This window comes from Kribbella sp. NBC_00382, assembly GCF_036067295.1.
In the GTDB taxonomy this organism is placed as follows: Bacteria; Actinomycetota; Actinomycetes; order Propionibacteriales; family Kribbellaceae; genus Kribbella.
The window spans coordinates 7,917,859-7,930,692 of sequence record NZ_CP107954.1 but is presented as its reverse complement, the minus strand read 5'-3'; the positions used below and the strand labels follow the sequence as shown (position 1 = coordinate 7,930,692).

The window sequence follows — 12,834 nt, the reverse complement described above, 5'->3', positions numbered from 1 at the left end:
GAGAACTCAACAGCGTGCCGAAAGTCAATGCCGAATTTGTTTTATCCCGTTTCACGGCATTGGGCGATCTCCTATCACTGGGGGCCTATCTGGTTCTTGGTGTGGGGTTGTTCTTTGTCTGTGTTCGGATTCCTTTGAGAAATTATGATTCAAGTCAGTTTGATTGTTTCTGAGATATCAAAGGATCACTCAAAGTAGTCTGTTCCCTGCCTTCGGGTGGGTTACATATAGATTTCAACGGAGAGTTTGATCCTGGCTCAGGACGAACGCTGGCGGCGTGCTTAACACATGCAAGTCGAGCGGTAAGGCCCTTCGGGGTACACGAGCGGCGAACGGGTGAGTAACACGTGAGCAACCTACCCTTCACTTCGGGATAAGCCTCGGAAACGGGGTCTAATACCGGATATCACTCACTACTTCATGGTGGTGGGTTGAAAGTTCTGGCGGTGGGGGATGGGCTCGCGGCCTATCAGCTTGTTGGTGGGGTAATGGCCTACCAAGGCGTCGACGGGTAGCCGGCCTGAGAGGGCGACCGGCCACACTGGGACTGAGACACGGCCCAGACTCCTACGGGAGGCAGCAGTGGGGAATATTGCGCAATGGACGAAAGTCTGACGCAGCAACGCCGCGTGAGGGATGACGGCCTTCGGGTTGTAAACCTCTTTCAGCAGGGACGAAGCGAGAGTGACGGTACCTGCAGAAGAAGGACCGGCCAACTACGTGCCAGCAGCCGCGGTAATACGTAGGGTCCGAGCGTTGTCCGGAATTATTGGGCGTAAAGGGCTCGTAGGCGGTTCGTCACGTCGGGAGTGAAAACTCGGAGCTCAACTCCGAGCCTGCTTCCGATACGGGCAGACTAGAGGTAGGCAGGGGAGAGCGGAACTCCTGGTGTAGCGGTGGAATGCGCAGATATCAGGAAGAACACCGGTGGCGAAGGCGGCTCTCTGGGCCTTACCTGACGCTGAGGAGCGAAAGCGTGGGTAGCGAACAGGATTAGATACCCTGGTAGTCCACGCCGTAAACGTTGGGCGCTAGGTGTGGGGGACATTCCACGTCCTCCGTGCCGCAGCTAACGCATTAAGCGCCCCGCCTGGGGAGTACGGCCGCAAGGCTAAAACTCAAAGGAATTGACGGGGGCCCGCACAAGCGGCGGAGCATGCGGATTAATTCGATGCAACGCGAAGAACCTTACCTGGGTTTGACATATAGGGAAATCCTCCAGAGATGGGGGGTCCGTAAGGGTCCTATACAGGTGGTGCATGGCTGTCGTCAGCTCGTGTCGTGAGATGTTGGGTTAAGTCCCGCAACGAGCGCAACCCTCGTCCTATGTTGCCAGCACGTTATGGTGGGGACTCATAGGAGACTGCCGGGGTCAACTCGGAGGAAGGTGGGGATGACGTCAAGTCATCATGCCCCTTATGTCCAGGGCTTCACGCATGCTACAATGGCCGGTACAAAGGGCTGCGAAACTGCAAAGTGGAGCGAATCCCAAAAAGCCGGTCTCAGTTCGGATTGGGGTCTGCAACTCGACCCCATGAAGTCGGAGTCGCTAGTAATCGCAGATCAGCAACGCTGCGGTGAATACGTTCCCGGGCCTTGTACACACCGCCCGTCACGTCATGAAAGTCGGCAACACCCGAAGCCGGTGGCCTAACCCTTGTGGAGGGAGCCGTCGAAGGTGGGGCTGGCGATTAGGACGAAGTCGTAACAAGGTAGCCGTACCGGAAGGTGCGGCTGGATCACCTCCTTTCTAAGGAGCATTGACAGCCAGGCCACGTAAGTGACTGGTTGTCTACTCGTCGTTTCCTAGACGTCCGTTCTAGGGCGATGATGCTTCGGAATGTGGAACATTGACCATTAGGCCGGGATCACAACTGATCGAGCAAGTACTGCGAACTCTCTTCGGAGGGTGAGCGTGGAACGTGAGTGGGGTTGGGTGAAAGGTCGAGGCGCGCTGTTGGGTCCTGAGGAATCGGGCCAATGAAACTTTAGGGTTTCTTGGATCGGTTTTTCTGGGTCACTACTGCACCGGATCTTTGCGGATCTGGTGTAGCTGTGTGGCTGGGGCCGGCCTTCACCAAACTCCTGGTGATGGTGTTCGAGTCTGGGTGTGTTTTCCCTGGGTTTGGATGCTTTCCGAGGGTAGTGGTGGATTGGGTTGGTTTTCCTGCCCGTATTTTGAGAACTGTATAGTGGACGCGAGCATCTTCAGTAGTAATTTTTTGTCGTTTTTGTGACAAGCTACTAAGGGCAATCGGTGGATGTCTAGGCACCAAGAGCCGATGAAGGACGTAGGAGCCTGCGATAAGCCCCGGGGAGTTGGCAACCAAGCTGTGATCCGGGGGTGTCCGAATGGGGAAACCCAGCTGGCATTCTAAAGCCAGTTACCAGTGCCTGAACACATAGGGTTCTGGAGGGAACGCGGGGAAGTGAAACATCTCAGTACCCGCAGGAAGAGAAAACAATAGTGATTCCGTGAGTAGTGGCGAGCGAAAGCGGATGAGGCTAAACCATGTGCGTGTGATAGCCGGCGTGCGTTGCGTATATGGGGTTGTGGGAGCATTCAGATCTTAATGCCGTGGGGTCAGGGAGTTATAAATCACTGTTGAAGTCGAATTTTCTGGAAAGTTGAGCCGTAGTGGGTAAGAGCCCCGTAGGCGTAAGACAGTGACTTCCGAGTGTTTTCCCAAGTAGCACGGGACTCTTGAAATCCCGTGTGAATCTGGCGGGACCACCCGCTAAGCCTAAATACTTCTTGGTGACCGATAGCGGACTAGTACCGTGAGGGAAAGATGAAAAGTACCCCGGGAGGGGAGTGAAATAGTACCTGAAACCGGTTGCCTACAATCCGTCGGAGCGCTCACCTTGTGTGGGTGTGACGGCGTGCCTTTTGAAGAATGAGCCTGCGAGTTAGTGGTATGTGGCGAGGTTAACCCGTGTGGGGTAGCCGTAGCGAAAGCGAGTCTGAATAGGGCGCTTTAGTCGCATGCTCTAGACCCGAAGCGGAGTGATCTATCCATGGGCAGGTTGAAGCGCGGGTAAGACCGCGTGGAGGACCGAACCCACCAGGGTTGAAAACCTGGGGGATGACCTGTGGATAGGGGTGAAAGGCCAATCAAACTCCGTGATAGCTGGTTCTCCCCGAAATGCATATAGGTGCAGCGTCGCGTGTTTCTTACCGGAGGTAGAGCACTGGATGGTCTAGGGGGCTTACCGGCTTACCGAAATCAGCCAAACTCCGAATGCCGGTAAGTGAGAGCGCGGCAGTGAGACGGCGGGGGATAAGCTCCGTCGTCGAGAGGGAAACAGCCCAGATCACCAGCTAAGGCCCCTAAGCGATTGCTAAGTGGAAAAGGATGTGGAGTTGCCCAGACAACCAGGAGGTTGGCTTAGAAGCAGCCACCCTTGAAAGAGTGCGTAATAGCTCACTGGTCAAGTGATTCCGCGCCGACAATGTAGCGGGGCTCAAGCAATCCGCCGAAGCTGTGGCATTCACACTTGTACCCGGCGCCTTCGGGCGTCCAGGTGTGTGGATGGGTAGGGGAGCGTCGTGCAGCGTGTGAAGCAGCAGAGTGATCTAGTTGTGGATGCTGCACGAGTGAGAATGCAGGCATGAGTAGCGAATGACGGGTGAGAAACCCGTCCGCCGAATGATCAAGGGTTCCAGGGTCAAGCTAATCTGCCCTGGGTAAGTCGGGACCTAAGGCGAGGCCGACAGGCGTAGTCGATGGACAACGGGTTGATATTCCCGTACCGGCATTAACACGACCCGACCGAACCTAGTGATGCTAAAACCGCGAAACCATGATGTCTTCGGACGGAGTGGCGGAGCTGTTGACCCGAACTGGTATTAGGTGCACTAAGGAGTGACGCAGGAGGGCAGTCCATCCGCGGCGATGGTAGGCGCAAGCTGATCCGCGGGCAAGGTGGTAGGGCGAGGCATAGGCAAATCCGTGTCTCTCATAGCCTGAGAACCGAGGCGGACCCGTTCAGGGGAAGTGGATGATCCCATGCTGCCGAGAAAAACTTCGTAGTGAGTGTTAGAGCCGCCCGTACCCCAAACCGACACAGGTGATCAGGTAGAGAATACCAAGGCGATCGAGTGAACCATGGTTAAGGAACTCGGCAAAATGCCCCCGTAACTTCGGGAGAAGGGGGGCCGGATACGTTACACGGCTTGCCCGTGGAAGCGTTGATGGCCGCAGAGACCAGGCCCAAGCGACTGTTTACTAAAAACACAGGTCCGTGCGAAGAAGTAATTCGATGTATACGGACTGACGCCTGCCCGGTGCTGGAACGTTAAGGGGACAGGTTAGCTGGTTTAGGCCGGCGAAGCTTTGAACTTAAGCGCCAGTAAACGGCGGTGGTAACTATAACCATCCTAAGGTAGCGAAATTCCTTGTCGGGTAAGTTCCGACCTGCACGAATGGCGTAACGACTTGGGCGCTGTCTCAACCATGGACTCGGCGAAATTGCATTACGAGTAAAGATGCTCGTTACGCGCAGCAGGACGGAAAGACCCCGGGACCTTTACTACAACTTGGTATTGGTGGTCGGTACAACTTGTGTAGGATAGGTGGGAGACTGTGAAACTCGGACGCCAGTTCGGGTGGAGTCATCGTTGAAATACCACTCTGGTTGTTCTGGCTGTCTAACTTAGGTCCATTATCTGGATCAGGGACAGTGCCTGGTGGGTAGTTTGACTGGGGCGGTCGCCTCCTAAAAGGTAACGGAGGCGCTCAAAGGTTCCCTCAGCCTGGTTGGCAATCAGGTGTCGAGTGTAAGTGCACAAGGGAGCTTGACTGTGAGACAGACATGTCGAGCAGGGACGAAAGTCGGAACTAGTGATCCGGCGGTGGCATGTGGGAGCACCGTCGCTCAACGGATAAAAGGTACCCCGGGGATAACAGGCTGATCTTCCCCAAGAGTCCATATCGACGGGATGGTTTGGCACCTCGATGTCGGCTCGTCGCATCCTGGGGCTGGAGTAGGTCCCAAGGGTTGGGCTGTTCGCCCATTAAAGCGGCACGCGAGCTGGGTTTAGAACGTCGTGAGACAGTTCGGTCCCTATCCGCTGCGCGCGCAGGAGACTTGAGAAGGGCTGCCCCTAGTACGAGAGGACCGGGGTGGACGAACCTCTGGTGTGCCAGTTGTTCCGCCAGGAGCACGGCTGGTTGGCTACGTTCGGGAGTGATAACCGCTGAAAGCATCTAAGCGGGAAGCACGCTTCAAGATGAGGTCTCCCACCGAGTTAATCGGGTAAGGCCCCCAGTAGACCACTGGGTTGATAGGCCAGAAGTGGAAGCACCGTAAGGTGTGGAGCTGACTGGTACTAATAGGCCGAGGGCTTGTCTCAACACCACACCACGTGTGTGGCGACAGACAATCTGCTGCGAAGATGTACGCGTCCGCTATACGGTTCCCGAAATACGGTCAACCCCCAGCAACACTCGTTCCCAGGTGGGAACGGTGAGTGGCTGAAGTGTGGTTGGTTGATATTTCTATAGAGTTACGGTGACCATAGCGTCAGGGAAACACCCAGTCTCCATTCCGAACCTGGAAGTTAAGCCTGACAGCGCCGATGGTACTGCGACCGGTAGGTCGTGGGAGAGTAGGACGTCGCCGGACATTCACACTGTTAAGGGCCACCCACTCGGGTGGCCCTTAATGTGTTTACGGCTCTAATGCGTTTTAGGCCTTCACCTCTTGGGCGTAGGGCCTAAAGGTCTTCGGGGGAGATGCCGACCAGGGCTGCGGCGGCGCAGATGTGGATCGGGGTCAGGTCGGCGGGTGCCACCGGCGCCTGGAGGAGGGTGCCTCGTTCGAACGGGGTCAGGTCGATGTCGATGCCGGGGGCGCCGGCTACCAGGCCGCGGACGTAGGTGAGCCAGCCCATCATCGGGATGCCGCGGCGGAAGACGCCGGCAGCCGCGGCCAGTTCGGTGTCGGCGATGCTGGCCCATTCGGGTTCCCAGATCGTGACGACCGCGCGGAGTACCTGCGCGAAGCGCTCTGACTGGATCAGGGCGTCGTCGTCGCTCCAGTGCAAGGTGAGCTGGTCCGAGACCGTCGTGAGGGTGCCGCCCATGGATAGGTCGAACAGCCAGGGGAGTTCACCGGCGCTCTGCAGGTGCAGGCGGGTGGTACTCGAGCCGTTCGAGAGGACCTTCGTGGTCGCCTCGACCATCTCCTGCAGCGGCGTGGAGGCGTCAGCCTCGAGGACGTGGAAGCCCCAGCGCTCGTCCTGCGTCCACAGGTGAACCTCCGGAAACGCGACGGCGACCGCGGTCAGGGTGCGCCCGACGCGGAGTGCCCGATGTTCGACCGTTTCGTCCCGGTGAGCCCACTGGGCGCGTAGTAGCCAAGATGCCATCTCACGCCCTCCGATCAGGTGTCGGCTGGACCTGTGCAACGGACGGTACGCCGAACCACGAGGGGTTGGCCAGAGCTCCGCCTACTCCGTGTGAACAGTGGGCGTGGGCAGGAACGCCCTTCTGCTGACACGACACCCCTCCAGTGTGAACGAGCCACAGGTCAGGCCTGACCACCGGGGTCGGTTTTCCGCAGCCTCCCGCCCAAAACCGACACCGAGGCCACCCGGCCCGACTGAAGCTGGCAGTCGGCCTCCAATGCAGAGCAGAGCTGGTCTGCTCGCCGTGCCCGTTCAGCCTGCCGCCCCGGTCGCCTCGCTGTCGCCGCCTGCCACCTCGCCGGTCTCAACCACTGCGGTGTCCGCGGTATCGCCGGCGCCCTCGGTGTGCTCGCTTGCCGCCTCGGCGGGCACGGCAGAGTCCTCATTGGCTGGCTGCTTGACCGATTTAGCTGACTTCTGCCTGCCAGCTGACTTGGCGGCTTTCGCAGGGGCCACATCAGCAGTCGGGGCGGGGGTATCAACGCCAGCGGGGTCAGCTGGAACGGTTGAGTCAGGCGCTGAGGCTGAGATGTCGGCGGTGTCGAGGGTTTGCTCTGCCAGTTCCAGCGTCGGGCGCGGGCCGCGGTAGGAGTCGAGCCAGTCGCGGAGGAGTTCTACGCGGGCGGAGTACTCCTCGTTGCCCTTCACCACGGGCGCCTGGTTGTAGGCCATGGTGTCGGAGGAGCGCCGCAGTTTCACGTACAGGCGAGACGAGGAGAGGGCGTAGCGCTCCATGTCGTCCTGCAGCGCTCCGATGACCGTGATGTTGCGGTCGCGGCCGATCTGCTCGAACAGGGCGACGGCCTCACGCCGGTGCTGCGAGCCGAGGTTGCGGCCCAGCTCGTCCAGGATCAGAAGCAACGGACGGTCACTGCCGCCCGCCAACGCGGCGGCACACACGAGCTTCACTGCCTTCTCGTCCATCTGCGCGGTGTTGCCCTTGACGTTGAACGCCGAGAACGGCCCGCCCTCGGAACGACGCCATTTCGGCGTGACCGTCCAGCGCCACGGCTTGTCCGGCTCGGCCGGCGGGTCGGGTTCCGGGTACTCGAGCTTCGCGCCGTAACCGCCGTACTGCTGGTCCAACCGGTCGAATTCCGCCGAGACCAGTCGCAGCCGCGCCTTGATGCCGTCCGCGAGCGATGAGCGGTGAGCCCGCGCGGTGCTCTCGGCCTCGCCGAGTCCTTCTCGAGCGCGTTCCAGGGCGGCGTTCCGCTCAGCGCGTTGGCTGGCGATCTGCTGTTGCTGGAGGCTGTCGAAGGTCTCGTGCTGGGCGAGGTGACTCGCGAGCGTTCGCTGCAAGGCCGGTACCAGGGCTACCCGCGCGCCGAGAGTGCCGTTCGCCCAGCCGTCGGCGCCGTTGAGGATCTCCCACAGCTCGGACGGGATCTCTTCTCGCGAGCGTGCATTCGGGAAGCAGCGGCGTACGACGTCGTCGAGTTGAGTGCAGGCCTGGTGGTTCCAGTCGGCCGTCGTACGGCGCTGGGCGGCGTCATCCGGCAAGGCGATCAGGAACTCGGACGCTTCCGCGGCGCTACCGCCCCACGCGGTGGTCCGGGTGCCCAGGTCGAGTCCGGTCTGCTCCTCCAGGAGTACGAGGCGTCGTCCGGCGAGCTCGTCGAGGATGCGGTCGTGATCCCGGCGAGTGGCTTCGAGGTTCTTCAGTCGCTCGTCGCGGACGAGTTGCTGGCCGGCCGCGGCCTCGGCTGATTCCTTCGCTGCCTGCAGCGCGGGTGCGAGGGTCTCGCGATCGGTCTCGTGCTGGTCGTTCGCCTCACGCAGGGCGAGGATCTGCTCCTGTACGTCCGCAGCGGTCCCGAGCGCGCGGGCGGCCGCAGTACGGCGCTCGGCTTGGTCTACTCGTGCGCGAGCTTGCTCGAGGGCGGCCGACGCGGCTGAGCGTGCCTCGACGGCTCCGTCGAGGCGACGACGGGCGGCCTCGATCCGCGCGGTACGGCCGGTGATGGCTTCCTCGAACTGCCCGACGGCGACCACGCCGGCGGGCTCGTCGATGATCTCCTTGGCCGAACGGGAAGCCAGAGCAGCGAAGAACCCGTCCAGCTTGAACCGCTTGTCTGCCGACACCGGCCCGCCCTTGAAGGCAGCGGCATCGGGACGGTTGGCAAGTACAAGGAGGAAGCCGGGGTAGTCGGCGTCGCTCAGTGCAGACGTGGCGATCGCGACGTCCGACGCGTCGACGACAACGGCTTCCCGGTACGGCGCGAGCCGTGGCTCCCACTCGGCACGATCGGCCGTTGCGAGCTCGGTGATGTCGGTGAGGGCGCCGCACTCGATACTGGCGTTCGCCAGTACTTGCTGCTGGGGAGCTGAGACGGTCTGGCCGCTCTCGGCCTCGCGCAGGTCAGCAGTCGCCTGGTCCACGAAGGAGCGCGCGGCGTGGTCGCGCCCGATGTGCTCCTCTAGTACTGCGCGGGCTTCTTCTTGTTCCTCGGCGGCGGCTGCCAGGTCGCGTCCGTCGGCTGAGCGTCCAGCGTCAAGCAGGCGGCGGTGCTCCTGGCCGAGGCGCTCGAGCTGCTCGCGGACGGAGCGTTGGGCAAGATCCAGTTCACGGTCGCGGGCGTCGAGCTTGTCGCGCTCTTGCCGGGTGAGTTGGACGTCGCGGAGCAGGTTCTCCTCGCTGCCGAACGCTTCGATCTCGGTGTCGACAGTCTCGCGTCGCGCCTCCTGCTCGGCCACCCGCTCGTCGAGCACGCCCAGCTCTTGGAGGATCTCGCTGTTGCGCGCGTCGCCGTCGACGAGGTGTCGGGCACAGCGGGCCAGCCAGGACTCGCGAGCAGAGGCGAGGGCTTCGCGGGCGGCGGCGCGTTGCAGGATGCCCGCCTCGACGGTGGCCATCTCCTGTTCCCAGCGCTGGAGGTCGGCCGTTGCTTGCTTGGTCGCCTCGCGTTGGGTGTGCTCGGCGGAGCGGTGGGCCTGCTCTTGCTCCAGTTCGTGGTCGAGACCGGTGAGGGTGGCGATCGCGTTGAAGATACGGGCGGGGCCGAGCTCGTTCAGGGGCTCCGCGAGGAGGTTGGCTGTGGGCGAGGACCGTACGGAGGTCGAGAGGAAGGAGACGCAACGGACCTGGCCGCCGTACAGGACTGTGGAGAGTTTGTTGGCGTGGAAGTCGGTGCGGCCGTTGGAGTGGGGGAGCGCGGCCCAGAGCGCGTCGGCGCCGGCTGCGCGTTCGGCCTCGGTGACGCCGTACGGGACGTGCAGGCCGCTCTTCCAGCGCAGGTCGAGGTACGAGGCTTTGCGGTTGATCCGGATCCAGACGGTGATGGCGGCCGCTTCGATCTCGGCCAGCTCGGTCAGGTCAGGGTCGGAGAAGACACCGACGATGTAGCCGCGGTCGACGTTGGACCAGGTGCCTTCCTGGCCGGCGGCTTCGGCGGTGAAGAGCAGTTCAGCGGCGCCGGGCGCACCGCTGGTGAGGCGCCACTGGTCGTCGGCGTGGAGGAGTGAGAGCGCGGCGATCCAGGACGACTTGCCGGCGCCGTTGGAGTCGACCGGGCCCTGGCCGGCGACGGTGACGAGGCCTTGGCCGACCATCGGGATCGGGTGGGTCGACAGCCGGGACAGGTCGACGACCTGGACGCCGAGCAGCACCTTCGAGCCGAGGATGTCGTACGGCCCGTCCTCAGCCGGGGTGGGGGTGCTCATGCCGCTCCTTCTTCTTCGGTGATGCCTTTGCGAGCGCGGATGGCCTCCGCGATCGGGCTCGACGGGGCGGCCGCGAGGATCAGTTGATCCTGCAGGCGACGCCGTGCGGCCGGGGTGAGGCGTTGGAGTTGCGGGCCTGGGATGTAGCTCGGGCCGCCGGAGTGGTCGCCGGACAGTTGGATCAGGCCGGCGGCGCGGAGTCGCTGGAGGGCGAGGCGGCGCTCCTCGCTGCTGATCCTGGTGGTTCGGAGCTCGTCGACTGTTGTCGGGCGGGCGGACTTCCAGCTGTCGCCGGTGAGGATGCCTTCGCTGCGGGGGATCGCGACGGAGTGGACGAGGACGAGGACCAGGACGGCGCGGTCTACGACTGAGAGTGGTTGCCAGCCTTGCGCGGTCAGGGTCTCGGCGATGTCGTCTGCGTAGCCGGAAGTCCAGTGCGTGCCGTCGACGTGGACGAGTGTCCGGCCGATCAGCTTCAACATCTTCTGCACCTGCCGGCGCAACGTCACATCCCGCAACCCAGCCAGCTGTACTTCGGCGACCGGGTGGGCGGCGTACTGCACGGCTGAAAAGGCTGCGAGTACTTCGTCCCTGCTCCGATCACTCAAATCCTGCAGCAGGGAGTCGAAGAGAGCATGCTGCTCGCTCATCAGTCCTCCTCCGTCTCAGGTCCGTCTGAACCGGGCGCACCTGAGCTGGGCTCGGGTTCGGCGGGCCCGGAGGAGGTGGTGGTGGGGGCATCCGAGGAGGTGGTGGGGTCGGGCTCTGGGTCGGGTAGGTCTGAGCCGGGCATGGCTGAGCTGGGCTCGGGTTCGGCGGGCCCGGGGGAGGCGGGGGTGTGGTCGGCCGAAGAGGCGCTGGGGTCGGGTTGGTCGGGCCCAGGGGTACCGGGGTCGGAGTCCATCGAGGGGGCCGCATCCGGCGAGGGGGCGGGGTTGGGGGCGTCCGCGTCGGTGGGGAGGGGGTCGGGGGCGACCTCAGGCTGTTTGGGTGCAGCTAGGAGTGCGGGGGGTGGGTCGGGGAGGATTCGGCAGAGTTCTCGGAGGGTGGTTTGGGCGGTGGGGGTCCAGGTGGTTACTCGGGGGCCTAGGCGGACTTCGCCGAGCTTTTCGTTCCAGATCAGCCAGTTGGTGGCGTGTAGGCGGCGGAGGCTGCCGATGATCAACGTCAGGTCGCTGGATTGTTCGGGGCGGCCTCGGAGGCCTGCGTAGACGGCCTTCACCTGGGTGAGCGTGCCTACAGAGCCGGGCCAGGGGGAGGTGCTTCGGTCTTGCCAGCAGCAGGTTACGCAGATGGCTAGGACTCGGGCAGTCTCGTTGGGCATTTCTACGGCGACCGGGGGCATGCCTAGTTCTTCTAGGACTCCGTGGCCGGCGCCGTCGGGGAGGGTGGGGAGCATCCAGACTGAGGAGCCGTCGGGCTCGGCGGCGCGGGTGAGGCCTGGGACGGCGGGGGTGTCGGGGGAGACCTGGAGAGGGCCGGCCGATTGGACCTTTGCCCACCAGAGGGCGTTGTATGAGCGGCCGCTTTCGACCGTCTCCGACGTCATCGGGTCACCCGCCGGAAGGAGCCTTCGGTTGCCCAGGGGGTGCCGGCTGTGGGGTCGATGCGCATGCCGTCGCCCCAGACGAGTTCGTAGTCGAGTTCGTCGTGGAGGTGAGCGGCGGTCAGTTCGGCTAGGACTCGGCGGGCGGTGACCCAGTCGCCGGCGTCGTCGACTACGTCCACGATGCTGACTGAAGAACGGCCGGCGAGGATTCGCTCGGCCTCGGCGCGTAGGTCCTCGCGGTCCGTCGCGGCGGCGGACTCCGGCGCGTCCGTTTCTGAGGAAGGTCGAGGCGGCGCCATTCGCGCAGTACCGGTTCGTCGGCCGGACTCGACGGCCTCCAGCATTCCTTCGGGGGAGAAGTCCGGCGCGGCCGCGTCAAACAGCAACCCGTCCAACACCCCAGCCAGTACTTCGGTATCGCTGCTGCGCGTAAACGTCAGCCAAGTCTCGATCGGCAGCAATCCCAGCGCCCGGGTAGTACCGGCTCGCTCAACCAACCGCCCGGCCGCCAGCTGCACAGCATCCGCATAGGCAGCCAGCGACATCCGCAAAGAAGTGCACACCTGATGCAACCCGGGCCACCGCTCGAGCACGATCCGGTGCACCTTCTCGGCCTGCTCGATCAGCCGCTCGTTACCCCAGGCGAGCTGCGCGTTCTCCCGCAACTGTGCCGTCGTGCTGGTCGACACCAGGATGGACAGCTCGTTCCCCAGCAGCCGGAACACCTTCGTCAGCCGCTGGATCGACGCTTGCCCTTGCTCCGCGACAGCCTTCGGATCACTCACACTGTGTGCCTCAAGCGTCAGCAACTGGTGCAGCTCGGCCTGACCACCCTGCACCGACATCCGCTTGAGGAACATCAGCATCACGTACGGCGCGAAGGCCGCCCGGTGCCGCAACTCGTTCGGCCGGTCCACCAGCTTCGTGATCGCCCCGTACTGCCGCAGTACTTCGAAACGCCGAACGATCACCTCATGCGGCCACCCACGGCAAGCGAGCGTGGCCTGCTCAACGGTCAACCCGTCGCTACCAGCCTCCGCGAACGCATCCAGGATCGCCTGATCCACATCCAGCAGCTCCGGGTCGACGATCATCGCGCCGGCCTCGCGGGCGAGCACGGCGAAGACCTGCCGATAGACGCGCAGGACAGCCGCTTCGGCCTCCGCATCCAGCAATGTCGCGTCCATCGTGCTCTCCTCCCGTGGCCCGA

Annotated in this window: 5 protein-coding genes and 3 rRNA genes; 3 read left to right on the top strand and 5 right to left on the bottom strand. The window is 62.8% G+C overall.

Annotated features, from left to right (window positions below; translation table 11 throughout):
• The first annotated feature begins 234 nt into the window (after positions 1-234).
• The 3 genes from OHA70_RS37185 to rrf all read left to right on the top strand — a co-directional run bounded on the left by OHA70_RS37185 (position 235) and on the right by rrf (position 5,628).
• A 16S ribosomal RNA gene (locus OHA70_RS37185) occupies positions 235-1,750 on the top strand.
• Positions 1,751-2,234: 484 nt separating this feature from the next.
• Positions 2,235-5,356 (top strand): 23S ribosomal RNA (locus tag OHA70_RS37180).
• A gap of 154 nt (positions 5,357-5,510) precedes the next feature.
• Positions 5,511-5,628, top strand: a 5S ribosomal RNA gene (rrf, locus tag OHA70_RS37175).
• Together the 16S, 23S and 5S rRNA genes form the textbook arrangement of a ribosomal RNA operon.
• Before the next feature lie 91 nt (positions 5,629-5,719).
• Here rrf and OHA70_RS37170 read toward each other — a convergent pair.
• From OHA70_RS37170 to OHA70_RS37150, 5 genes are all read right to left on the bottom strand, one after another.
• A complete protein-coding gene (locus OHA70_RS37170; RefSeq protein ID WP_328326099.1) occupies positions 5,720-6,373 on the bottom strand; it encodes a hypothetical protein in 654 nt (217 codons plus the stop codon).
• A 291-nt stretch (positions 6,374-6,664) separates the two neighbouring features.
• Positions 6,665-10,075, bottom strand: coding sequence for a chromosome segregation ATPase (locus tag OHA70_RS37165; RefSeq protein ID WP_328326097.1), 3,411 nt, complete (start codon positions 10,073-10,075; stop codon positions 6,665-6,667).
• Complete coding sequence (locus OHA70_RS37160; protein WP_328326094.1) at positions 10,072-10,725, bottom strand: hypothetical protein; 654 nt, start codon at positions 10,723-10,725, stop codon at positions 10,072-10,074. The genes OHA70_RS37165 and OHA70_RS37160 overlap by 4 nt, the downstream gene beginning before the upstream one ends.
• Complete coding sequence (locus OHA70_RS37155) at positions 10,725-11,624, bottom strand: hypothetical protein (RefSeq protein WP_328326092.1); 900 nt, start codon at positions 11,622-11,624, stop codon at positions 10,725-10,727. The genes OHA70_RS37160 and OHA70_RS37155 overlap by 1 nt, the downstream gene beginning before the upstream one ends.
• Positions 11,621-12,811, bottom strand: a complete 1,191-nt coding sequence (locus tag OHA70_RS37150; protein ID WP_328326090.1) for a hypothetical protein — start codon at positions 12,809-12,811, stop codon at positions 11,621-11,623. Before OHA70_RS37150 ends, OHA70_RS37155 begins: the two co-directional genes overlap by 4 nt.
• Positions 12,812-12,834: the final 23 nt, after the last annotated feature.

Coding starts and splice junctions, on each gene's coding strand:
- OHA70_RS37155 (WP_328326092.1), bottom strand. CDS start 11,624: ATGACGTCGGAGACGGTCGAAAGCGGCCGCTCATACAACGCCCTCTGG.
- OHA70_RS37170 (WP_328326099.1), bottom strand. CDS start 6,373: ATGGCATCTTGGCTACTACGCGCCCAGTGGGCTCACCGGGACGAAACG.
- OHA70_RS37160 (WP_328326094.1), bottom strand. CDS start 10,725: ATGAGCGAGCAGCATGCTCTCTTCGACTCCCTGCTGCAGGATTTGAGT.
- OHA70_RS37150 (WP_328326090.1), bottom strand. CDS start 12,811: ATGGACGCGACATTGCTGGATGCGGAGGCCGAAGCGGCTGTCCTGCGC.
- OHA70_RS37165 (WP_328326097.1), bottom strand. CDS start 10,075: ATGAGCACCCCCACCCCGGCTGAGGACGGGCCGTACGACATCCTCGGC.